Source organism: Scandinavium sp. UTDF21-P1B (genome assembly GCF_040750395.1).
Classification (GTDB): Bacteria; Pseudomonadota; Gammaproteobacteria; order Enterobacterales; family Enterobacteriaceae; genus Scandinavium.
This window is the reverse complement of sequence record NZ_JBFLVD010000008.1, coordinates 80,275-102,352: the sequence shown is the minus strand read 5'-3', so window position 1 is coordinate 102,352 and position 22,078 is coordinate 80,275. Positions and strand designations below refer to the sequence as shown.

Here is a 22,078-nt window from a genome sequence, read left to right as displayed (position 1 = left end):
ACGGTTTTGTCCTCTTTGAGGGGATCCCCTTAAAGAGAGTCAGACTCCGACAAATCTCCCCGCGGCAACCTCTTCTGGCGTCACCACCCCCGTGTCGAGCACCCAGCCGCTGATGAGCGCAGCGGGTGTGACGTCGAATGCCGGGTTGTAGACTTTTGCCTCTTCCGGAGCCCACTGCACGGCCCCAAAGCTGCCTGCAACGCCGGTGACTTCGGCTGCGGCGCGTTGTTCAATCGGGATCGCGTCCCCGTTCGGGCAATGCGGGTCGAGCGTCGTCTGCGGCGCAGCAACGTAGAACGGAATGCCGTGAAACTTCGCCAGCACCGCCAGCGAGTAGGTGCCGATTTTGTTCGCCACATCGCCGTTGGCGGCAATGCGATCTGCCCCCACCCACACGGCGTCGACCTGCCCTTTCGCCATCAGGCTGGCAGCCATCGAATCGGTGATCAGCTGATACGGCACGCCCAGCACGCCAAGTTCCCAGGCGGTGAGTCGCCCTCCCTGCAACAATGGACGCGTCTCATCCACCCAGACGTTCACCACGTTACCCTGCTGATACGCGAAGTTAATCACGCCGAGCGCAGTGCCGACACCCGCCGTTGCCAGGCCGCCGGTGTTGCAGTGCGTCAGCAACCGGCTACCCGGTTTGACGAGCGCGCTTCCCGCCTGCGCAATACGCTCGCAAAGCTGCTTATCTTCCTCAATCAGCCGCAGCGCTTCAGCCACCAGCGCCGGAACAAAATCTTCATGCGCCAGAGCGAGCTTCATGCGGTCGAGATTATTCATCAGGTTTACTGCCGTCGGGCGCGAGGCGCGCAGAGTTTCCAGCGCGGTGAGCAGTTCATCGCGGTTAAGCCCACGCTCCGCGAGCAGCGCCAGCAGCAGGCTGGCGGAAAGGCCAATCAGCGGCGCACCGCGCACGCGCAGGGCATGAATGTGGCCAACCAGCGCCTCTACGCTGCTGGCGTCCAGCCAGTTCGACTGCTGCGGCAGCGCCTGCTGGTCGAGAATGAACAGCTGGTTATCGCGTACCCGCAGGCTGGTGGTCTGTAATGTCTGCATAGCGTTAAATCCCTGTTGCGTTGTTGTAGCACATTGTGTCAGGATGAATTCCGGATGTATAGACGTCTGAATGGCTTTATTTCTGGCTATCTGATTATGAGAATATGAGGAACGAGGCAATGTCGCACTACCACACCTTCACCGCTCAGGATGCCGTTGCTTATGCGCAGCAGTTCGGCGGCCTGGACAATCCGTCAGAGCTGGTATCCGCGCAGGAGGTCGGCGACGGCAACCTCAACCTGGTGTTTAAAATCTTCGATACCCAGGGCGTAAGCCGGATTATCGTCAAGCAGGCGCTGCCCTACGTGCGCTGCGTCGGCGAGTCCTGGCCGCTGACCATTGACCGCGCGCGGCTCGAAGCGCAGACGCTGGTTGAGCATTACAAACATTCGCCGGAGCACACGGTCAACATCCATCATTTCGACCCGGAACTGGCGGTGATGTTGATGGAAGATCTGTCCGATCACCGCATCTGGCGCGGCGAGCTGATTCAGGGCATCTATTACCCGCAGGCCGCCACGCAGCTCGGCGTTTACCTCGCGCAAACCCTGTTCCACACCAGCGATTTTTACCTGCATCCTCACCAGAAAAAGGCGCAGGTGGCGAACTTCATCAACCCGGAAATGTGCGAGATCACCGAAGATCTGTTCTTCAACGACCCGTATCAGGTACATGAGCACAATAACTACCCGGCTGAACTTGAAGCCGACGTTGCCGCGCTGCGCGACGACGCGGCGCTTAAACTGGCGGTCGCCTCGCTCAAACACCGCTTCTTCTCTCAGGCTGAAGCGCTGCTGCACGGCGACATCCACAGCGGATCTATTTTCGTCGCCGACGGCAGCCTGAAGGCGATCGACGCCGAGTTTGGTTATTTTGGCCCGATTGGCTTTGACGTCGGCACGGCAATTGGCAATCTGCTGCTGAACTACTGCGGCCTGCCTGGCCAGCTCGGCATTCGCGATGCCGCCGCCGGGCGCGAGCAGCGTCTGGTCGATATTCAGGAGCTGTGGAACACCTTCTCCGAGCGCTTCCAGGCGCTGGCAACGGAAAAATCCCGCGACGCCGCTCTGGCCTTCCCCGGCTACAGCAGCGCGTTCCTGAAGAAAGTGTGGCACGACGCGGTTGGCTTCTGCGGCACCGAACTGATTCGCCGAAGCGTGGGGCTGTCGCACGTGGCGGATATCGACACCATCAAAGATGACACCATGCGCCACGAGTGCCTGCGCCACGCCATCACGCTTGGCCGCGCGCTGATTGTGCTGGCGGGCAAAATCGACGGCGTGGATGAGCTGATTGCGCGGGTTCGGCAGTACAGCTAGCTTTGATGCCCGGTTATGCTAATTGCCCGGGGCGGCAATGCCTTACCGGGCCTACAAACCGGACCCACAAAACACCATCACTCCCCCTCTCCCCGGCCCTATCCCAAAGGGAGAGGGAGAAAACCACACTCTTTCCTTAGGCCTTGGGAGAGCGCAAAATTCAAAGACCGCACATTACCGTTCCCTCTCCCTCCGGGAGAGGGTCAGGGAGAGGGCGACATCCTCGTTAACAAACAATCACCCCAGATATTCAATCACCGACAGCCCGCCGTTGTAGTCCGTGCTGTAGATAATCCCCTGCGCATCAACAAACACGTCACAGGACTGAATCACCTGCGGCCTGCCCGGACGCGTATCCATCATCCGCTGCGGCGCGGCGGGCACCAGCGCGCCGGTTTCCACCGGACGGTACGGGTTGGAAATGTCATACGCGCGAACGCCTGCATTCTGGTACGTGGCGAAAATCAGCGTTGAGCTGACAAAACTGCCAGGGCGGTTTTCATGCAGATTGTGCGGGCCAAAATGCGCCCCCTTCGCCACGTAGTCGATTTCCTCCGGCTGCGGGAAGGTGGCGATGCTCACCGGGTTCGACGGCTCGCGAATATCAAACAGCCAGATAAGCTTCTCGCCGTCTTCCTGATTGTCGAGCACCGCTTCGTCCAGCACCACCAGCAGATCCCTGTCAGGCAGCGGCAGCGCGGTATGCGTTCCGCCGCCAAACGGCGGGCTCCAGTTACGATGGGCAATCAGCTTCGGCTCCGTTCGGTCTTTCACATCCAGAATCGTTAATCCACCGTCGCGCCAGCTGCCGTAAGCGGTATCACCCGCAATGATGGCGTGATGCAGCGCGTAGCGTTTACCCTCCGGCCAGTCCGGCGTTTCGCCCGCCGCCTGGTTCATGCCCGGCAGCCACCAGCGCCCGGCCACTTCGGGCTTGCGCGGGTCGCTGAGATCGATAGTCAGGAAGATATAGTCGCTGAAGCCGTCGATCAGCGCCGAGACGTACGCCCAGCGCCCTCCGACGTACCAGATACGGTGAATGCCGATGCCGTTGAGCGACAGAAAACCAATTTCTCTGGGTTTATCAGGCGTGGAGATATCGAACACGCGCAGTCCGGCGCTCCAGCCTTTGTCCTGCACGTCGCTGACCGTGTCGCCCACGGAGCGGGTGTAATAGACCTTTTCATCGGCGAAGCGCGCGTCGGCAAACAGATCTCGGGCGTTGATCACCAGCAGAAGATCGTCGTGAGCCTGCAAATGCACGTTCCACGTCCCCGGCGGTGCGGCGATGTAGTTCACCGCTTTAGGATTTTTGGGGTCGCGCACATCAACCACAGAAAAGCCCTGCGACACCATATGCCCGATGTACGCATAGCCGCGATGTACCATCAGCTGTACGCCGTCGGGCCGCCCGCCCTGGTCGCTGTGCCCAATCAGCCGCATATTGCGGCTGTAATCCGGGCAAGGTAAGTCAGACATCGTTGATTCCCTACGCCGGATGGCGGCTGCGCCTTAACCGGCCTGCAAAACCCCAGGTCCGGTAAGCGCAGCGCCACCGGGCATTATTTTGATTTCGCTTCCAGCGTGGCAAACCACGGCGCAATAAAGTCTTCCGTCTGCCCCCAGCCCGGAATGATTTTACTTAAGGACGCCACGTTCACCGCGCCCGGCTGCGCCGCCAGCAGCGCCTGCGGAATCGCCGCCGCTTTAAAATCGTAGGTCGCAGGCGTGGCTTCCCCGGCAATTTTATTGGCGATCAGACGCACGTTGGTGGCCCCAATCAGCTTAGGATCGACCGCCACGCTCACCTTCCACGGGCTGTTGGCCTCGCGCATCAGCTGCAAATCCTGGTTAGAAACGTCGATGCTGTAGAGTTTGATTTCGGTGCGGCCGTTCTCTTTCAGAGCCTTATACGCGCCCTGGCTGAATGCATCCCAGGTGCCCCAGATAGCGTCGATTTTGCCTTTCGGGTATTTCGCCAGCACCGCGCCCACTTTGTTCGCGGTATCGCCCTGCACGTCGGAAGAGACCGCGCCGATGGACTCCAGTTCTTTAATACCCGGGTTCTGCTTCAGCAGTGCTTTGTACGCGGCCTGGCGGCGCTCCATTGGCGGGAAGCCTGCCACCCACAGCTTGATGATGTTGGCCTTGCCGTTAAAGTCTTTCACCAACTGGCCGAAGGAGAGATCCGTCAGCGAGGCGTCGTCCTGCTGAGTCACGGTCACACCCGGAATCTCGCCGTTCACCGCAGTATCAAACACCGCCACTTTAATGCCCGCATCGACGGCCTTTTTCACCAGCGCCGTGGAGTATGGATCGCGGCCCTGGGAGAGAATAATGCCGTCATATTTCTGGCTGATGGCCTGGTTGACGAAGTCCTGGAATCTGGCATCGTCGCCGTTGCTCAGGAAGGTGCTGACCTTAAAGCCGAGCTTTTTGCCTTCCTGAATCGCGCCGGAGACAAACTGCGTCGTGTTGTCGTCCGAGCCGAGGTTACGAATAATCGCGATACGGATCGGCCCGCTGTGGTTGGCGATAGCCGCCGGAACCGGCGTCGGGGTTTCAGCAAAGGCGGCCACGGAATTGAGCAACCCCAAAGCGATAAGCGACAGCGTGATTTTTTTCATTATGTTTACCCTGATGTTGTGTTGTTTGGTTGTTGTTATGTCCGGCGCTGAAAATAGGTCAGAGCCAGCGCGCCAGCCAGCACCAGACCTTTGATAATGTCCATCGCGTAATACGGCACCGAAAGCATCACCAGCCCGTTAGACAGCACGCCGAGGATCACCGCCCCCACCAGCGTGCCGAGCGCATTCGGCTTGCCGGAGCCGGCGAGCGAGAAGCCAATCCACGCTGCTGCTACCGCGTCCATCAGGTAGCCGCTGCCCGCGTTCACCTGCGATGAGCCGATGCGTGAGGCCAGCAAAACGCCACCTAAGCCCGCGAGCAAAGACGCAATCACGTACGCCGCCACCTTGTAGCGTGTGGTGCGCAGCCCGGAAAGGCGCGCGGCTTCGGGGTTGCCGCCGATGGCGTACATCCTGCGTCCGTGTGTGGTCAGCGACAGCGCAAGCTGCGCCACAACTGTCACCACCAGCATGATGATAACGATGGTTGGCACCTGGCCGAGCAGGCCGAACGCCGCCGGGATCGTGCCTTCCGCCATGTCGCCGCTCGGCAGCACCATGTTCTCAGTAATCGAGCCGCCGAAGCTGTACGTCGCCGCCACGCCCTGCACCACGAACAGGCTCGCCAGCGTGGCCAACATGTCGGGAATACGCAGAATCACGATCAAAAAGGCGTTAAACAGCCCGACCAGCGTACAGAGCAGCAGCGTCACCACGATGGCTTCGGTGGTGCCAAAGCCGTGCCAGACGAAGAGAGAAATCACCAGCGCGTTGGCGAGAGAGGCTGTCGATCCCACCGAGAGATCGAACCCGCCGACGGTCAGCGAAATCGACACGCCGACGGCAATCACCGTCACGATGGCGATAGATCGCAGAATGTTGATGATGTTGAACGGATCGAGGAAGTTGTCCGACGCGAGGCCGAAAATCACCACCAGCGCCACCACGGTCAGCAACATGCCCCATTTGTAGAGGAAATCGAAAAACTGCTGACGGCCCGATGCCGTCGCCTTAACTGTCAGGGCCTTGCTCACGACGCTGCGCCTCCGGTGGAGTAATAAAGTAAGGTGTCTTCGCGGGCCTCATTGCCCGCCACTTCTGCCACAATTTTGCCGTCCCACAGCACGCAGATGCGGTCGCACAGGCCGACCAGCTCGGCGAACTCGCCGGAGGCATAAATCACGCCTTTGCCCTCTCGGGCGAGGCCATCAATCAGGTTAAACAAATCGGTTTTGGCTTTGACGTCCACGCCTTTGGTTGGCTCATCGAAAATCAGCACGTTCGCGCTCCCCCGCAGCCATTTGCCAATCGCCACTTTTTGCTGATTGCCGCCGGAGAGCCTGCGCAGCGTCTGTGCCGGGCCGGTGGTGCGAATCCCAACGCGGGCAATGACTTCTTCAGCCCAGCGCCACGCCTGACGATGGCCAAACAGGCTCCAGCGTGAAAAGCTGTTGTCTGCGCCGACCGCCAGATTCATACCAATGGACTCGTCGATAAAAATGCCCTCTTTGCGGCGCTCTTCCGGCACCAGCGCCAGGCCACGGCTGACGGAATCTGCCGGGTCGCGTGGCTGCCAGGGCTGCCCATTCAGTTCCCCCCGCTCAACGCGGCTTTTGCTCGCGCCAAACAGCGCCTTGCAGAGCTCGGTTTTTCCTGCGCCTGCCAGGCCAGCAATGCCCAGAATTTCGCCTTTGCGCAGCCGCAGAGAAATCGCCTGGAGCAGCTTTTCATCGTGCAGGCCGTCGACCTGCAACACTATCTCATCGCTATGCGGCGGGCGACGCGGCGGGAAAATATCGGTCAATTCATGGCCGAGCATCTTCTCGACTATCTGCTCCCCGCTGAGCGTCGCCATCGGGCTGCTCTCAATCAGCCGCCCGTCGCGCAGCACCGTCAGGGTGTCGCAGATGGCCTTTAATTCGTGAATGCGGTGGGAGATAAACACCACGCCGATGCCCTGCTGCTGCAGGCGTTTGACGACTGCAAACAGCCGCTCGCTTTCGTGGCTGTCCAGCGGCGCGGTAGGTTCATCAAGTATCAGAAACCGGCAGTGATGCGACAGCGCCCGCGCCAGCAGAATTTGCTGCTTCTCGGCCAGCGTGCAGGCGTCAATGGAACGCTTCACGTCAAGATCCACATCCAGCTGTGCCAGCGCCGCTTTCGCCTGCTGGCGCACCTGCCGCCAGCTGAAGCGGTAGCCCGGCTCCGCCAGATGATCGAGCATGATGTTCTCGGCGATCGACAGCCCCGGCACCAGCGCCACGTCCACTTCCTGCTGAACCAGATGAATGCCCAACCGTTTGGCATCGCGCGGGGAACGGATGCTCACCGGCTGATTATTAATGGCGATTTCGCCTTCGTAGCGATCCCATGTGCCGCAGAGCACCGCCATCAGCGTGGATTTCCCCGCGCCGTTGGCCCCGGTCAGCGCATGCACGGAGCCGCCGGTGAGCGTGAACGCCACCTGGGTTAAGGCTTTAAAACCGGAGAACGCCAGGCTGATGCCGCGCATCTCAAGGCGATTGACTGCCATCCGCTGAACACCCTTATCGTTAATCGTCTGATTCGTGGACTGTTCCACAGCCGCCCTTGACTGACAAAGGCGGAAAAGGCATAAGATAAAGCGAAATAATATTAGCCATCCGGATGTCCAGACATACCATCGGGAGAGCGATAATACACAAGGACATAACAAATGAGCAACACCGATATTCGTGTCGTCGTCGGGCCCGCCAACTATTTTTCGCATCGCGGCAGCTTTGCGCGACTCAATGACTTCTTCAGCCCGGACCAGCTTTCCCGCGCGGTGTGGATTTATGGCGAACGCGCCATTGCCGGGGCCAGGCCTTTCCTTCCAGCCGCCTTTCAGGCTGAAGGCGCAAAACATTTGCTGTTCAAAGGGCATTGCAGCGAGCGGGACGTCGCCGGGCTCGCCGAAAGCGCCGGTGAAAACGCGGCGGTGGTGATTGGCATTGGCGGAGGCACGGTGATGGATACCGCTAAAGCCGTAGCGCGTCGGCTGCATGTACCATTCGTGGCACTGCCAACCGTTGCCGCCACCTGTGCCGCGTGGACGCCGCTGTCGGTGTGGTACAACGACGCAGGCCAGGCGTTGCAGTTTGAAATTTTCGACGATGCCAACTTTCTTGTGCTGGTCGAGCCTGAAATCATCCTCAACGCACCAAAGGAGTATCTACTGGCCGGGATCGGCGACACGCTGGCGAAGTGGTACGAAGCGGTGGTGCTTGCTCCGCAGCCGGAGCAACTTCCGCTGACGGTGCGTCTGGGTCTGAACGGCGCACGGGCGATCCGCGATATCCTGCTCGAACACAGCGAAACCGCACTCGCAGACCAGCGAAACGGTACGCTGAGCCAGGCGTTTCTTGACGTGGTGGACGCGATTATTGCGGGCGGCGGGATGGTCGGCGGCCTGGGCGAACGCTACACCCGCGTCGCGGCGGCCCACGCGGTGCATAACGGCCTGACGGTGCTGCCGCAGACGGAAAAATACCTCCACGGCACCAAAGTCGCCTACGGTATTCTGGTGCAGAGTGCGCTGCTTGGGCAGGATGACGTGCTGGCCCAGTTGATCGAGGCTTATCAGCGCTTCAGCCTGCCAACCACGCTTGCCGAACTGGACGTGGACATTCACAACCGCGCGGAGCTCGATAAAGTCATTGCCCACACGCTGCGCCCGGTGGAGTCCATTCACACTCTGCCGGTTACCGTCACGCCGGACGCGCTGCATGCGGCGTTTGTAAAGGTGGAAACCCTGAGCGCTTGATTGACGTCGTGAGCATTCGCGGCCTGATGATGGCTACTCAGGCGGCACTCGCGCATCCCGACCAGGGCATTAATATCGGCAGCTTCCTCGCGAGCCCTGCCGCCAGGCAGATCACGGGGACGGGTCTGGACGTCGACGGAGGGGTTAACGCTTAATCAGCAGCACTTCGCACCGCCTTTACCGCCGTAGCGCGCGTCCTGACGCTCGCGGAAAAACTCCTCATAGGTCATCGGCGTTTTGTCCGGGTGGTTAAGGCGCGTGTGCTCCACGTAGTTGTCGTAATCAGGTACGCCGATCATCATTTTCGCCGCCTGGCCGAGGTATTTCCCGGCTTTTGAAAGTGTGTCGAACATAGTCGCTCCTGTGAAATGCCCCTCACCCTAACCCTCTCCCCAAAGGGGCGAGGGAATGGTTTGCTCCCTCTCCCTTAGGGAGAGGGCCGGGGTGAGGGTCAACCCTGTTAATGCACACCCTTCGCCTGGGCCACAATCTGCTTCAGGTTCTCCGGCATCGGCTCATACGGCGTCTCTTTCGCCGTCGGTTTCTCTTCTTTGAGCGCCGCCAGCGCGGTTTTCACCGAATAAAGCGCCAGCACTACGACCACCACCATAAAGAAGATGGTCAGCCCGGCGTCCAGGCGGTTGTTGAAGACCAGCTGCGAAAGCTGTGACTCCGTATACTGCGCCGGAATTTTACCGCTGTCGATCATCGCCTGGAACTTGTTGGCGATGGCGAGGAAGCCAACTTTGACATCCGGGCTGAACGCCTTCTGCCAGCCTGCGGCCAGGGTGCAAACCAGCAGCCACGCCGTCGGCAGCAGGGCCACCCACGCGTAACGCTGACGCTTCATTTTGAACAGCACCACCGCGCAAAGCATCAGAGCCATACCGGCCAGCATCTGGTTAGCGATGCCGAACAGCGGCCAGAGGGTGTTAATGCCGCCGAGCGGATCGACCACGCCCTGATGCAGGAAGTAGCCCCAGGCCAGCACGCAGAGCGCCGTCGCCAGCAGGTTAGCCGGAAGCGAATCGGTGCGTTTCAGGTTCGGGCTGATGACGCCCATTAAATCCTGCAGCATAAAGCGTGCCGCGCGCGTACCTGCATCAACCGCCGTCAGGATAAACAGCGCCTCAAACAGAATAGCGAAGTGGTACCAGAAGGAAACATCCATCAGGCCACCGAGCGAACCGTGCAGGATATACGCCATCCCGACGGCCAGCGTCGGTGCGCCGCCCGCGCGGGAAATGATCGACTGTTCCCCGACTTCACTGGCGATTTGCGTCAGCGTGTCTGGCGTAATGGCGAAGCCCCAGCTGCTGACCACCTGCGCCGCAGAGGCTACCACGTCGGTCGTGCCGGCAGGAGCCAGCACTGCCATCGGGCTGTTCATCGCAAAATAGACACCAGGATCGATAATGCACGCCGCAACCAGCGCCATAATCGCCACAAAGGATTCCATCAGCATCCCGCCGTAGCCAATCAGGCAGGCCTGATTTTCATTGGCCAGCATTTTCGGCGTTGTGCCGGAAGCGATCAGCGCGTGGAAGCCCGATACGGCACCACAGGCGATGGTGATAAACAGGAACGGGAACAGGCTGCCGGTCCAGACCGGGCCGGTGCCATCCACGAACTTCGTTAGAGCAGGCATGGTCAGGGTCGGACGCAGGATCAGGATACCGATCGCCAGCCCGACGATAGTGCCGATTTTCAGGAAGGTAGAGAGGTAATCACGCGGAGCCAGCAGCAGCCACACCGGCAGCACCGCCGCCACGAAGCCGTAACCCACCAGCATCCACGTCAGCTGGATGCCGGTGAAATCAAACCACGGTGCCCACGTTGGGCTTGCCGCCACCCAGCCGCCGGAAATAATGGCGAAAATCAGGAATACCAGACCAATCACCGACACCTCGCCGATACGGCCCGGGCGCAGGTAGCGAATGTAGATCCCCATGAAAATCGCCAGCGGAATGGTGAACGCCACGGTATAGGTGCCCCACGGGCTGTGGGTCAGGGCTTTCACCACGATCATCGCCAATACCGCAAGGATGATCACCATGATCATGAAGGTCGCCACCAGCGCAATCACGCCTGCGGTGGCGCCCATTTCCTCTTTCACCAGCTCGCCCAGCGAACGCCCGTCGCGGCGGGTTGAGACGAACAGCACCATAAAGTCCTGTACCGCCCCGGCCAGCACTACGCCTGCGAGGATCCAGATCATTCCCGGCAGGTAGCCCATCTGCGCGGCCAGCACCGGCCCCACCAGCGGCCCGGCCCCGGCAATTGCCGCAAAATGGTGACCGAACAGCACTTTTTTGTCGGTCGGAACGTAGTCCAGCCCATCGTTGTGGCGAACGGCAGGCGTCATGCGCGTCGGATCAACGGCAAGCACCCTTTTTGCTATGTACAACCCGTAAAAACGGTAAGCGATGAGGTAGATACACACCGCCGCGACAACAATCCACAGCGCGTTAATTTGTTCGCCGCGATTAAGGGCGATATAGCCGAGGGCAAAGGCTCCGACGATCGAGAGAATGGCCCATATCAGGTATTTCCCTGGGTTATTCATGGTCTGATTCCGTCTGTAAAGGGGAAGATGTTACATTTTGTATCTATAACACCCCACACAGATTTAACAATATCATAACCAGGGAATAACGACGTAACGCCACGGATTTACACCACATTGTTAAGCGGGTCACGCTACGAGGCTGCACCTCATCCGCGGAAATATCGTATCGATCGAGTCGCGCATTCGCTTATTAAGCCGGGCGGCACTTTGTTTGCACCGACCTGCGTAATTTTGTAGGCCGGATAAGCGCAGCGCCATCCGGCAATAGTGTTGCATATTACCCCAAAACCATCGTGCTCAGCCGGCAGGTGCAGCAGCGCCGCCCCTGTTCGTCGAACACGACAATTTCCCAGCTTTGGGTCTGCTTACCTAAGTGCAGCGGCTGGCATACGCCGCGCACTTTACCCTGAGACACCGCGCGGTGGTGCGTGGCATTCAGCTCGGTGCCGACGACGCACTGGCCTTCACGGGTCATCAGATAGCCCGCCATCGAACCGAGCGTTTCCGCCAGCGCAGCGGACGCGCCGCCGTGTAGCAGACCAAACGGCTGATGGGTACGGGCGTCAACGGGCATTTCAGCTTCCAGCGTGTCGTCGCCGAGACGGGTATAAACGATGCCGAGATGCGCGACCATCGTCGCTTCGCTGGTAGCGTTCAGGGCATCCAGCGTTAAGTGTCGGATCCAGATCATTACGCCCCCAGGGTTGAGCCGCCGTCGACCACGATGTCCTGCAAGGTGATGTGGCTGGCGCAGTCGGAGGCGAGAAACAGAATGGTGCTGGCGATTTCCTGCGGACGGGCAATTTTGCCAAGCGGGATGCCGAGCTTGAACTGCTCGCCGAACCCGCGAATGCGCTGCTGCTCAGCGTCGTCGCTGACCCACAGGGTGCGCTGCATATCGGTATCCGTTGAACCCGGCGACACCAGATTACAGCGTACGCCGCTTGCCGCCAGCTCCAGCCCGACGGTCATTGCCAGGCTTTTCAGCGCCGCCTTCGACGCGCCGTAGGCGCTCATGCCGATGCGTGGCGTGTGTGCGGCGTCGGACGCAACGGTCACAATCGCCCCGCCCTGCTGTGCCCGAAACTTCGCCATCGTCTGCTGGAACAGATTGAACGCGCCGCCCACGTTGACCGCAAACGTCTGCTGCCAGTCCTCAGCGCTGAGTTCATCCGTGGCGCCCATGCGTAAAATCCCGGCGGCGTTTACCAGCACGTCGAGACGCGGCAAATCCTGCAACAGCGGAGCACAAACCAGCAGCACCTGCCGGGCATCCGCCACGTCCATCTCGATAGTGGTGAACGGATACTCAGGCTTGTCGAACGCCAGATCGAAACCGGTGACTTTCGCCCCGACCTCCACGAACGCCAGCGCGGTGGCATAGCCGATGCCTTTTCCCGCGCCGGTTACCCAGACGGTTTTGCCGTGAAAATCCAATCCGGTCATCACTTCACCTCGCGGGAGAGCAGCGCCCACCAGGCGTCGAGGGTAGGATTTTTTGCCAGCATCACGAAATCAATGTCGCCGTGGACTTTGCGCCAGCGCGCGGCCAGCGCCATCATCCGCACCGAATCGAGGCCGTAGTCAATCAGGTTTTCATCATCGAGCGGCTCGTCGGATTCGTCCAGCAGCGGGAGAATGGCCGCCCGCAGCGCGGCTTTCGAGGCAGGCAGCGGCAGCAGCTCTTCGGTCATCACCACGCGCCCGGAGCGTCCGGCTACGTATTTCAGCGACATTAAGTGTTCGTCACGGCTGAAGTCCGCCAGCGCATCGGCCACGAAGAACGGCTTGATATCGCGCATGAAGGCGTCCGTCGCCGTGGTCATGCAGCCGATGTGCGCATAGACGCCGGTGATGATCAGCTGGTCGCGCCCGGTTTCCTTGAGCATTATCTCCAGCGGCGAGCGGTGGAACGCGCTGTAGCGCCATTTCACCAGCACGGTATCCGCTTCGTCCGGAGCCAGCGCGGCAATCACGCGCTGCTGATCCGGTGATTTAGTCAGGCCCGGTCCCCACATATCGTTCAGCAGCGCCCTGTCTTCAGCGCTCTGCTCTTTCGGCTGCGCGGTGTAGTAGACGGGAATATTATGCTTTTTGGCGAAGTCGCGCAGGGCCTTGATGTTCGCCACCACGGTGGCCATCATCTCGCTGTTTTCACCCCAGAAGTTGAGGAAATACTCCTGCATATCGTGGATAAGCAGCGCCGCGCGCGCCGATTCAAACGCCCAGTCGACTTTGTTGGCCGGCATGTCGGCGGCGGTTGGCAGCGCGTAGGCCTGCAGTTTTGGAATTGCCATACTCTTCTCCTTCAGGCCAGGGCGCGATCGGCGATCCACTGACGTAATTGTTTTTTATCGACTTTCCCTACCGGCGTCAGCGGCAGTGCATCCACGCACTCCACGCGATCCGGCAGCTTGAATTCGGCGACGCCCTGCTCGCGCAGAAAGCGGCGAACCGCAACCGCACGCAGCGGCGCTTTCACCACCAGATACGCGCAGCTTTTCTCACCGAGCAGGCTGTCTTCCATGCTCACCAGCGCCGCATAAACCACCGACTCGTGGCGCAGCAGCAGGTTTTCAATTTCTTCCGCCGCGATCTTTTCACCGCCGCGGTTGATCTGATCTTTTTCGCGTCCCTGAACGGTGATGTAGCCATCCTCGTCGATGGAAATCAGGTCACCTGAGCCGTAAAAGCCGTTGGCATCAAAAGCGCTGGCGTTGTGCTGCGGGCTTTTGTAATAGCCGCGGAAGGTGTACGGCCCGCGGGTCATCAGTCGCCCGACTTCTCCACGCGGCAGCGGGTTGCCGTCGGCATCCGCCACCCACACTTCGTCATCGGGAGACATCGGGCAGCCTTGCGTGTTGATGATGCGCTCCGGCGAATCGTCCAGCCGGGTGTAGTTCACCAGCCCTTCCGCCATGCCGAACACCTGCTGAAGCTGGCAGCCAATTTCTGCCGGAATGCGCGCCGCAAGCGTGGCGGAGAGACGCGCCCCGCCGACCTGCAACAGGGTGAGTGAAGCAAGCTGCGCGTTACTGCCGCTGGCCTGAATCTCCTGCAGCCACAGGCTCACCGCGGGCGGCACCAGAGCGGCAACCGTAATCTGATGCTGTTCGATCAGCGGGAAGCAGAGCGTGGCGCTGGGATCGGCGGCTAACACCACGCAGCCACCTGCGAGGAACACCCCGAGCGCACCGGGCGAGCTCAGTGCGTAGTTATGGGCGGCAGGTAAGGCACAGAGATAGCGCGTGTTTTCGTCGAAGTGGCAAATCTCATTGCTGCGACGGATGCTGTAGTAGTAATCGTTGTGAGTGCGCGGGATCAGCTTCGGCGTGCCCGTGCTGCCGCCGGAAAGCTGGAAGAAGGCCACTTCTCCGGCGCTGGTCGACGACGATACAACGTTATCCGCCGGAGTTGCCATCGCCGCCGCCAGGCTGTGTTCGCCCTGGTCATGATTCAGCAATACCTTGCGCACCGAGCGGTGCTGGTCGACGAAAGCGTTGAGGAACGTATCGTCGGCAAACAGGGCATGATCGCGATCCGCAATCAGCAGAGCCGGTTCAATTTGCGCTGCGTAGGCGTGCAGTTCACTGCGCTGATGGCTGAATAGCGCATTAACCGGCGCGACGCCTGCCCGCAGCAGCGCAAAGAACGTGACATAAAACTCCGTCACGTTGCCCAGATGCACCAGCGCGGTTTCGCCTGCCTTCAGTCCATGATGCTGCAAAGAGGCGGCGAGATTATCCACCAGCACGTTAAGTTCGCGATAAGTCACCCGGCGATCGCCATCGATAACGGCCACCGCATCGTTATTCGCGTGGCGCGTCAGAATGTCGGTCAGCGGCAGATCCTGCCAGTAGCCTTTTTCACGGTAGCGGGCCGCGAGATCTTCCGGCCACGGCGTAAAAGCAACACTCATCATCAGTCCTTAATTGAGGCCAAATACGTTCAGCATGGTGGTCAGCTTGACGCCGGTTTCACGCCATTCGCCGAGCGGCGAAGAGGCAGGCACAATGCCCGCCCCGGCAAACAGGCGGATGTGGTTGTCATGCACTTTCGCGCAGCGGATAGTGACCACCCACTCGCCGTTGCCTTCCGCATCGCACCAGCCGACGATGCCGCCGAACAGTTCGCGCTCGAACGGCTCAAGCTCGGCAATCAGCCGCTTCGCCACATCATGCGGGAAACCGCTCAGCGCAGGCGTCGGGTGCAGCAGGCAGGCAAGCGTCAGGGCGTTTTCATCGGCTTTAGCTTCGCCTTCAATCGGCGTTGCCAGATGCCAGAGGGTTGGCGTGGTGATGAGCTGCGGCGAGGAAGGAAGAGAAAGCGCATCGCTGCGCGGCGTCAGGACGTTCCTCATGGCCTGGGTTACCAGCTCGTGCTCGTGGCGATCTTTCTGCGAGGCCAGCAGGCGGTTGCCCGCTTCACGATCCAGCACGTTATCCGGCTGACGACGGGCTGAACCCGCCAGCGGCAGGGAACTGAAATGGGAGCCCTCCTTGCGCAGCAGCAGCTCCGGGCTGGCGCCGAGCAGCACGCCACCGTCCGGCAGCGGCACGTGGAAGTTGAAGCTCACCGGGTTCTGCGCGATGAGGCGCTCCAGCAATGCACCGGTATCCACGGCGGAATCGGTAGTGAGCTCAATCAGACGCGAGAGCACCACTTTGTCAACTTCCGGCGTGGCGGTCAGCGCCGCAGCGCGTTCCACCATCGTCATAAATTCATCCTGCCCCGGAATTTCCTGCCGCGCCTGCACCTGCATTGGCTTCAGGCCCGCGACGTAAGGCGCCGAGTGCTGTTTCGCCGTGCGGGAGAAGGTTTCGCTGTGCTGCGGAATGAACAGCGCGGAGGGCTGGGTGGTATCAAACGGGATAGCGCCCACCAGCAGCGGACGCTGGACACCGGCGGCTTTCGCATCGGCAAAGGCTTTGCTGATGCTTTGCTGAAACTCTCCCGCTAAATCTTCTCCGCCTTCAACCGGCTGCGACACGCGACGGAAGCAGCCAGAGGTGGTGAAGCTACGATACGGCGACATAAAAAAGAAGCTGTCAGGGGACAGCGTTGGTGCGACTTCCTGTTCGGCCTCAGCCAGTAACGTTTCCATATTATCCTCCAAAACGATAAAGATATTAAGAATGATTATCATTTATATTTTGGTTCGGTAAGCTAAAAGTAAAACGCTTCCTTGTCAACTTCAGACGCATCATCCCCCTTGCATCTGCGACGCGCAGAAGTGAAAATGAGATTCATTAACATCCATAAAACAGGACTTTGACGTCGTGAAATTCCCCGTTTTTTTCCGCAACACCCTGCTCGTTTCCGGGCTTTTCCTTTTCGGATTAACCCCAGGCCTGGCCGCCGACTGGCCGCGCGAAGTGACAGACAGCCGCGGCACGCACCAGCTTGAACACAAGCCAGTGCGCATCGTCTCCACCAGCGTCACCCTCACCGGTTCGCTGCTGGCCATTGACGCCCCTGTTGTCGCCAGCGGGGCCACCACGCCCAACAATCGCGTGGCGGACGGCCAGGGCTTTTTGCGCCAGTGGGGCGAGATTGCCAGAGAGCGCCACGTCGCCAGGCTATACATTGGTGAACCGAACGCCGAAGCCGTGGCTGCGCAGATGCCGGATCTGATCCTGATTAGCGCCACCGGCGGTGATTCAGCACTCGCGCTTTACGATCAGCTATCAACCATTGCCCCGACGCTTATCATCAACTACGACGACCAGAGCTGGCAGAGCCTGCTGACTCAGCTTGGCAAAATCACCGGCCAGGAAAAGCAGGCAACACAGCGCATTGCTGAATTTGATTCCCGGATGGCGACGCTCAAGCAGCAAATGAAGCTGCCGCCGCAGCCGGTAAGCGCGCTGGTTTATACCGCCGCCGCGCACAGCGCCAACCTGTGGACCCCGGAATCCGCCCAGGGCAAGCTGCTCGAGCAGCTTGGTTTTACCCTCGCCCCGCTCCCCGCCGGTCTGCACACCAGCCAGAGCCAGGGGAAGCGTCACGACATCATCCAGCTCGGCGGTGAAACCCTGGCGGCGGGCCTGAACGGGCAGTCGCTGTTTGTCTTCGCCGGTGACCAGAAGGACACCGATGCCATTGAAGCTAACCCGCTGCTGTCTCACCTTGAGGCGGTGCAAAACAAGCGCGTGTATGCGCTTGGCACCGAAACTTTCCGTCTCGACTATTACAGCGCAATGCGGGTGCTGGAGCGTCTTGAAAAACTGTTCGGCTAAGTAAATGCCCGGCGGCACTACGCTTGCCGGGCCTACAAAATAGCGAAACCCTGTTTGACATCGTCGGGTAGCACGTTGCTTGCCCGTCCAACGAAACATCGTAGGCCGGGTAAGCGCAGCGCCACCCGGCAATCATGCCACCTCTTCCACCTGCACCGGAGCCTGACGGAACCGGCGCAGTTCCCCCAGCAAGACCACCAGTACCACGCCAACCGCCGCCAGTATCCATCCACTCGCACTTGCCGCCGCAGCGGGCGTCAGCATCGAGCCAAAGCCCCCGAGCAGCGCAGCGCCGATGGCATCGCCGGTCACGTTTTGCGCGGTCCACAGGCCGTTAATGCGCCCGAGCATCGCTTCAGGGGTTTGCGTCTGAATGAGCGTGTACTGCAACAGCGAACTTATCGCGCTCAGCCAGCCAAACAGCGCGAGGCACAGCGCACCCAACGCCCAGGCGGGCATCAGGCTGAATACGCCGATCGCGACAAACGATCCGACCGTCGCGAGCAGCATGATCTGCCCCGGCCTTTCGCTGCGGGCCAGGTTGCCGCTGGTCAGCGCGCCAAGGGCAGCACCGAGCGGAATAGCCGCATACAGCAGGCCAATTTGTGCCGCAGACATCTGCCAACCCACCGCCAACGCCGGATAGAGGACGCGCACCGCACTCGCCATCGTCAGCAGGCCGCCGAGCAGCGCTATGCCGCCAATCAGCGGATTGCTGAACAGGAAGCGCAGCCCGGCCATTAAAGAAGTAAACGGGTGTTCACGCGGCTGCGGCGGAGGCGGCAGCTGCGGCAAACGCAGGAGCGTAAGCGTAGTGATAAAGGTGCCGAGCGCTGCCAGCAGGTAGTTCCAGGAGAAGCCGCCGCTCGCCAGCAGCAGGCCACCGACCATCGGCGAAATGACCGAGCCCAGGCGTACCGTCAGCATAGTGATCGCCCCGGCCTGCATCAGGTTTTCACGCCCGACCAGTGCAGGCGTTGCGGCCAGCAGCGCGGTGACGCCAATCGAGGCGAACAGCCCGTCCCAGAGGCCGAGCAGGTAAATCACCAGCAGCGAAGGCTCTGGCAGCAGCGCATTCAGCCACAGGCCCAGAAAGCCCAGCCCGCAGGTGCCACGCGCCAGAAGAATCAGCTTTTTGCGCTCAAAGCGATCCGCCAGCACGCCGCCAAGCATCAGGCCAATGAACATTGCCCCGCCGGTGAGTGTGACCGCCAGACCAACGTGCCAGGTGGAGTGGGTGAGCGCCTGAATCTGAACCGGCACCGCCACGCCGAGCAGGCCGAGAGAGAGAATTGAGATAAAGCGGGCGATAAAGACGGCGCGAAACGCCGGATGAGTCTTTAGCAGGCTGAGGTTCAACAGCCAGGATTGTCTTTGCATCACAGGGCCTTCAACGAACTTTCGATACCATTTCCGTGGCCGCACATGCTACCATAGGCGAATAAGATCGAGAACGATAATTACTATCATTATCACATCATGGACGTTGCTATGTCGTTTTCTCCCGCCGCGCTGCGCCCCATCGCCGTGCCCGGACTGTTCATTCTGCTGGTCGCTGCCTGCGCCCTCAGCCTTCTGATTGGCGCGAAGCCGCTGCCGTTAAGCGTGGTGACGGATGCTCTGTCCGGCACCTGCCGTAGCGCCGACTGCACCATCGTTCTTGATGCCCGTCTGCCGCGCACGCTTGCCGGGCTTCTGGCAGGCAGCGCGCTTGGCCTTGCGGGCGCGCTGATGCAAACCCTGACCCGCAACCCCCTCGCCGATCCCGGCATTCTTGGCGTTAACGCCGGAGCAAGCTTTGCCATTGTGCTGGGCGCGGCGCTGTTTGGCCTGACGCTTCCCCAGGAGCAGCTTTTACTCGCCTTTAGCGGTGCGCTGATCGCCTCGCTGCTGGTGGCCTTTACCGGCAGCCAGGGCGGCGGTCAGCTCAGCCCGGTTCGCCTGACGCTGGCGGGCGTTGCGCTGGGCGCAGTGCTTGAAGGGTTATCCAACGGTATCGCCCTGCTCAATCCGGACGTTTACGACCAGCTGCGCTTCTGGCAGGCCGGTTCGCTGGATATCCGCTCGCTGGAGACGCTCAAAGTGGGGCTGGTGCCGGTGATTATCGCCGCCGCCGTGGCGCTGGGCCTGAGCCGCTCACTGAACAGCCTGAATCTTGGTGCCGACACCGCCACCGCGCTTGGCAATAAAGTGGCGCGCACGCAAATTCTTGGTCTTCTCGCCATCACCGTGCTGAGCGGCTGCGCCACCGCGCTGGTGGGGCCCATCGCCTTTATCGGCCTGATGATGCCACACATCTCGCGCTGGCTGGTCGGCGGCGATCACCGCTGGTCGCTGCCGGTCACCCTGCTCGCCACCCCTGCCCTGCTGTTGTTCGCAGATATCGCCGGGCGTCTGCTGGTTCCAGGTGAGCTGCGCGTGTCAGTGGTCAGCGCCTTCATCGGCGCGCCGGTGCTTATCTGGCTTGTTCGCCGCCAGCCTTCCCGCGGAGGTGCCGCATGACTGCGCCATCGCGTCGCTTGCTGCTGAGCTGTGGCTTCCTCACGCTCGCTTCTTTATTACTTGCCCTCTGGAGCCTGCGCAGCGGCGCGGTCGCTCTGGACGTTAGGCAAGTGATTGCCGCGCTGACGGGTGATGCCCCCCGCGGCGTGACGATGGTGGTTACAGAATGGCGCTTACCGCGCGTGCTAATGGCGCTGCTGGTTGGTGCCTCACTTGGCGTCAGCGGCGCAATTTTCCAGTCGCTAATGCGCAACCCACTCGGTAGTCCGGACGTCATGGGCTTTAACACCGGGGCGTGGAGTGGCGTACTGGTGGCGATGGTGTTGATTGGTCAGCACCAGACGGCAATCGCCTTCGCCGCGATGGCAGGTGGGATAATCACCTCGCTGCTGGTCTGGCTGCTGGCGTGGCGCAACGGGATTGATACCTTCCGGCTGATCATTATCGGTATCGGCATCCGTGCGATGCTGATGGCCTTCAACACCTGGCTGCTGCTGCGCGCCACGCTCGAGACTGCGCAGTCGGCAGGGCTGTGGTTTGCCGGATCGCTTAACGGCGTGACGTGGGCAAAGATTTTCCCTGCAGCCCCCATTTTGCTGGTCATGCTGGCCTGCTCCGCGCTGCTGGTACGGCGGCTGCGGCTGCTGGAAATGGGCGACGACAGCGCCTGCGCGTTAGGCGTGCGCGTGGAAAGCTCTCGCTTACTGTTGATGCTGGTCGCCGTCGTGCTGACCGCCGCCTCAACCGCTCTGGCCGGGCCGATTTCCTTTATTGCCCTCGTCGCGCCACATATCGCCCGACGCCTGAGCGGTACTGCCCGCTGGGGTTTAACTCAGTCGGCGCTTTGCGGCGCACTGCTGCTGGCGCTGGCGGATTTTGCCGCGCAGCAGCTATTTATGCCTTACCAGCTTCCGGTGGGCGTGGTGACCGTCAGCCTCGGCGGCCTGTATCTTATCGCCCTGCTTATTCAGGAGTCCCGTAAAAAATGACTGCCTCTCCCGCCCGCCTGTACGGCGAACACCTGACGCTTGGCTACGGTAAAAAAATCATTGCTGAAGATCTTCAGGTCGCCATTCCCGACGGTCATTTCACCGCCATTATCGGCCCCAACGGCTGCGGCAAATCGACGCTTCTGCGCACCTTAAGCCGTCTGATGACACCGCAGCACGGGCAGGTTTTACTGGATGGCGAGCAGATCCAACGCTTCAACAGCAAAGAAGTCGCCCGCCGCATTGGCCTGCTGGCGCAGAACGCCAACACGCCGGGCGACATCACCGTACAGGAGCTGGTGGCCCGCGGGCGCTATCCGCATCAGCCGCTGTTTACACGCTGGCGCAAGGAAGATGACGAAGCGGTCAACCGCGCCATGCAGGCGACGGGTGTGACGGAGCTGGCGAATCAGAGCGTGGATACCCTCTCCGGTGGTCAAAGGCAGCGGGCATGGATTGCGATGGTACTGGCACAGGAAACGGCCATCATGCTGCTCGATGAGCCAACCACCTGGCTCGACATCAGCCATCAAATCGATCTGCTGGAGCTGCTGAGCGAGCTCAACCGTGAGCAGGGTTACACCCTGGCGGCGGTACTGCACGATCTCAATCAGGCCTGCCGCTACGCGACGCACCTGATTGCCCTGCGCGATGGCAAAATTATCGCCGAAGGCGCACCAAAGGAGATCGTGACAGCAGAGCTGATTGAGAAAATCTACGGCCTGCGCTGCCTGATTATTGAGGATCCGGTGGCAGGGACACCGCTGGTGGTGCCGTGGGGTAAGGCGGGGAAATAACCTTCTCCCGAAAGAGCGGGAGATAGCGGCATTCAAAATGCTTATAAATGCCCGCTCGGAATAAATCGCTATTTTGTAAGTAAAAAAGACATCTTTAATTTACCTGCCGGGTACGTTTTTAGTGCTTAACTTCACAAAACAATGCAACGGATAAACCTTATTCTGAAAAATGAAAATCGAGAACGATTCC

19 protein-coding genes and 1 pseudogene are annotated in these 22,078 nt (G+C 60.5%); 7 read left to right on the top strand and 13 right to left on the bottom strand.

Features of this window, described 5'->3' with window-relative positions:
* Positions 1-39: 39 nt before the first annotated feature.
* Entirely contained in the window at positions 40-1,062 is a 1,023-nt protein-coding gene (gene mtnA / locus AB1287_RS04375; RefSeq protein WP_435617068.1) for an S-methyl-5-thioribose-1-phosphate isomerase, read from the bottom strand.
* Between the two features lie 119 nt (positions 1,063-1,181).
* On the opposite strand from mtnA, the gene mtnK reads away from it, so the two are divergent.
* The gene (mtnK, locus tag AB1287_RS04370; RefSeq protein WP_435617067.1) at positions 1,182-2,381 is read left to right on the top strand and encodes an S-methyl-5-thioribose kinase; all 1,200 of its coding nucleotides are present in this window, start codon (positions 1,182-1,184) and stop codon (positions 2,379-2,381) included.
* Positions 2,382-2,618: 237 nt separating this feature from the next.
* Here mtnK and AB1287_RS04365 read toward each other — a convergent pair whose 3' ends face one another.
* From AB1287_RS04365 to AB1287_RS04350, 4 genes are all read right to left on the bottom strand, one after another.
* Entirely contained in the window at positions 2,619-3,860 is a 1,242-nt protein-coding gene (locus AB1287_RS04365) for an LVIVD repeat-containing protein (RefSeq protein ID WP_435617066.1), read from the bottom strand.
* Between the two features lie 83 nt (positions 3,861-3,943).
* Positions 3,944-5,008 carry a sugar ABC transporter substrate-binding protein gene (locus tag AB1287_RS04360; protein ID WP_435617065.1) on the bottom strand — a complete coding sequence of 355 codons (1,065 nt, stop codon included), beginning with the start codon at positions 5,006-5,008 and terminating at the stop codon, positions 3,944-3,946.
* A 35-nt stretch (positions 5,009-5,043) separates the two neighbouring features.
* Positions 5,044-6,042, bottom strand: coding sequence for an ABC transporter permease (locus AB1287_RS04355; RefSeq protein WP_312624530.1), 999 nt, complete (start codon positions 6,040-6,042; stop codon positions 5,044-5,046).
* Positions 6,039-7,541, bottom strand: a complete 1,503-nt coding sequence (locus AB1287_RS04350; protein ID WP_435617064.1) for a sugar ABC transporter ATP-binding protein — start codon at positions 7,539-7,541, stop codon at positions 6,039-6,041. Before AB1287_RS04350 ends, AB1287_RS04355 begins: the two co-directional genes overlap by 4 nt.
* A 162-nt stretch (positions 7,542-7,703) precedes the next feature.
* Here AB1287_RS04350 and AB1287_RS04345 point away from each other — a divergent pair, with 162 nt between their 5' ends.
* Both AB1287_RS04345 and AB1287_RS04340 read left to right on the top strand, forming a co-directional pair.
* Positions 7,704-8,792, top strand: a complete 1,089-nt coding sequence (locus AB1287_RS04345) for an oxidoreductase (protein ID WP_435617063.1) — start codon at positions 7,704-7,706, stop codon at positions 8,790-8,792.
* An 80-nt stretch (positions 8,793-8,872) separates the two neighbouring features.
* Positions 8,873-8,947: pseudogene (locus AB1287_RS04340) on the top strand (oxidoreductase); the annotation flags it as partial.
* Here the strand turns inward: AB1287_RS04340 and AB1287_RS04335 are convergent.
* The 7 genes from AB1287_RS04335 to entC all read right to left on the bottom strand — a co-directional run bounded on the left by AB1287_RS04335 (position 8,948) and on the right by entC (position 16,465).
* Positions 8,948-9,145: a YbdD/YjiX family protein gene (locus AB1287_RS04335; RefSeq protein WP_097164648.1), complete on the bottom strand. Its 198-nt coding sequence runs from the start codon at positions 9,143-9,145 to the stop codon at positions 8,948-8,950.
* Positions 9,146-9,252: 107 nt separating this feature from the next.
* Complete coding sequence (gene cstA / locus AB1287_RS04330; protein WP_435617062.1) at positions 9,253-11,358, bottom strand: pyruvate/proton symporter CstA; 2,106 nt, start codon at positions 11,356-11,358, stop codon at positions 9,253-9,255.
* 280 nt (positions 11,359-11,638) lie between these two features.
* On the bottom strand, positions 11,639-12,052 hold the full coding sequence (entH, locus tag AB1287_RS04325) for a proofreading thioesterase EntH (protein WP_097165033.1): 414 nt from the start codon (positions 12,050-12,052) through the stop codon (positions 11,639-11,641).
* Positions 12,052-12,807, bottom strand: a complete 756-nt coding sequence (gene entA / locus AB1287_RS04320) for a 2,3-dihydro-2,3-dihydroxybenzoate dehydrogenase EntA (RefSeq protein WP_435617061.1) — start codon at positions 12,805-12,807, stop codon at positions 12,052-12,054. The genes entH and entA overlap by 1 nt, the downstream gene beginning before the upstream one ends.
* Positions 12,807-13,658 (bottom strand): isochorismatase family protein, encoded by an 852-nt coding sequence (locus AB1287_RS04315; protein ID WP_435617060.1) that lies wholly within the window; start codon positions 13,656-13,658, stop codon positions 12,807-12,809. The genes entA and AB1287_RS04315 overlap by 1 nt, the downstream gene beginning before the upstream one ends.
* Before the next feature lie 11 nt (positions 13,659-13,669).
* Complete coding sequence (gene entE / locus AB1287_RS04310) at positions 13,670-15,280, bottom strand: (2,3-dihydroxybenzoyl)adenylate synthase EntE (RefSeq protein WP_435617173.1); 1,611 nt, start codon at positions 15,278-15,280, stop codon at positions 13,670-13,672.
* Between the two features lie 9 nt (positions 15,281-15,289).
* Positions 15,290-16,465 carry an isochorismate synthase EntC gene (entC, locus tag AB1287_RS04305; protein WP_435617059.1) on the bottom strand — a complete coding sequence of 392 codons (1,176 nt, stop codon included), beginning with the start codon at positions 16,463-16,465 and terminating at the stop codon, positions 15,290-15,292.
* A gap of 175 nt (positions 16,466-16,640) precedes the next feature.
* Between entC and fepB the strand changes: the two genes are divergently transcribed.
* Entirely contained in the window at positions 16,641-17,600 is a 960-nt protein-coding gene (gene fepB, locus AB1287_RS04300) for a Fe2+-enterobactin ABC transporter substrate-binding protein (protein WP_435617058.1), read from the top strand.
* Positions 17,601-17,732: 132 nt separating this feature from the next.
* Here the strand turns inward: fepB and entS are convergent, their stop codons facing one another.
* Complete coding sequence (gene entS / locus AB1287_RS04295; protein ID WP_312624548.1) at positions 17,733-18,980, bottom strand: enterobactin transporter EntS; 1,248 nt, start codon at positions 18,978-18,980, stop codon at positions 17,733-17,735.
* Between the two features lie 111 nt (positions 18,981-19,091).
* Between entS and fepD the strand changes: the two genes are divergently transcribed.
* From fepD to fepC, 3 genes are read left to right on the top strand one after another with little or no spacing between them, the layout of a single operon-like run.
* Positions 19,092-20,102: a Fe(3+)-siderophore ABC transporter permease gene (fepD, locus tag AB1287_RS04290; RefSeq protein ID WP_435617057.1), complete on the top strand. Its 1,011-nt coding sequence runs from the start codon at positions 19,092-19,094 to the stop codon at positions 20,100-20,102.
* Positions 20,099-21,091, top strand: a complete 993-nt coding sequence (fepG, locus tag AB1287_RS04285) for an iron-enterobactin ABC transporter permease (protein WP_435617056.1) — start codon at positions 20,099-20,101, stop codon at positions 21,089-21,091. The genes fepD and fepG overlap by 4 nt, the downstream gene beginning before the upstream one ends.
* The gene (gene fepC, locus AB1287_RS04280) at positions 21,088-21,888 is read left to right on the top strand and encodes an iron-enterobactin ABC transporter ATP-binding protein (RefSeq protein WP_435617055.1); all 801 of its coding nucleotides are present in this window, start codon (positions 21,088-21,090) and stop codon (positions 21,886-21,888) included. The genes fepG and fepC overlap by 4 nt, the downstream gene beginning before the upstream one ends.
* The last annotated feature ends 190 nt before the right edge of the window (positions 21,889-22,078 follow it).

Coding starts and splice junctions, on each gene's coding strand:
- mtnA (WP_435617068.1), bottom strand. CDS start 1,062: ATGCAGACATTACAGACCACCAGCCTGCGGGTACGCGATAACCAGCTG.
- mtnK (WP_435617067.1), top strand. CDS start 1,182: ATGTCGCACTACCACACCTTCACCGCTCAGGATGCCGTTGCTTATGCG.
- AB1287_RS04365 (WP_435617066.1), bottom strand. CDS start 3,860: ATGTCTGACTTACCTTGCCCGGATTACAGCCGCAATATGCGGCTGATT.
- AB1287_RS04360 (WP_435617065.1), bottom strand. CDS start 5,008: ATGAAAAAAATCACGCTGTCGCTTATCGCTTTGGGGTTGCTCAATTCC.
- AB1287_RS04350 (WP_435617064.1), bottom strand. CDS start 7,541: ATGGCAGTCAATCGCCTTGAGATGCGCGGCATCAGCCTGGCGTTCTCC.
- AB1287_RS04345 (WP_435617063.1), top strand. CDS start 7,704: ATGAGCAACACCGATATTCGTGTCGTCGTCGGGCCCGCCAACTATTTT.
- AB1287_RS04335 (WP_097164648.1), bottom strand. CDS start 9,145: ATGTTCGACACACTTTCAAAAGCCGGGAAATACCTCGGCCAGGCGGCG.
- cstA (WP_435617062.1), bottom strand. CDS start 11,358: ATGAATAACCCAGGGAAATACCTGATATGGGCCATTCTCTCGATCGTC.
- entH (WP_097165033.1), bottom strand. CDS start 12,052: ATGATCTGGATCCGACACTTAACGCTGGATGCCCTGAACGCTACCAGC.
- entA (WP_435617061.1), bottom strand. CDS start 12,807: ATGACCGGATTGGATTTTCACGGCAAAACCGTCTGGGTAACCGGCGCG.
- AB1287_RS04315 (WP_435617060.1), bottom strand. CDS start 13,658: ATGGCAATTCCAAAACTGCAGGCCTACGCGCTGCCAACCGCCGCCGAC.
- entE (WP_435617173.1), bottom strand. CDS start 15,280: ATGAGTGTTGCTTTTACGCCGTGGCCGGAAGATCTCGCGGCCCGCTAC.
- entC (WP_435617059.1), bottom strand. CDS start 16,465: ATGGAAACGTTACTGGCTGAGGCCGAACAGGAAGTCGCACCAACGCTG.
- entS (WP_312624548.1), bottom strand. CDS start 18,980: ATGCAAAGACAATCCTGGCTGTTGAACCTCAGCCTGCTAAAGACTCAT.
- fepD (WP_435617057.1), top strand. CDS start 19,092: ATGTCGTTTTCTCCCGCCGCGCTGCGCCCCATCGCCGTGCCCGGACTG.
- fepG (WP_435617056.1), top strand. CDS start 20,099: ATGACTGCGCCATCGCGTCGCTTGCTGCTGAGCTGTGGCTTCCTCACG.
- fepC (WP_435617055.1), top strand. CDS start 21,088: ATGACTGCCTCTCCCGCCCGCCTGTACGGCGAACACCTGACGCTTGGC.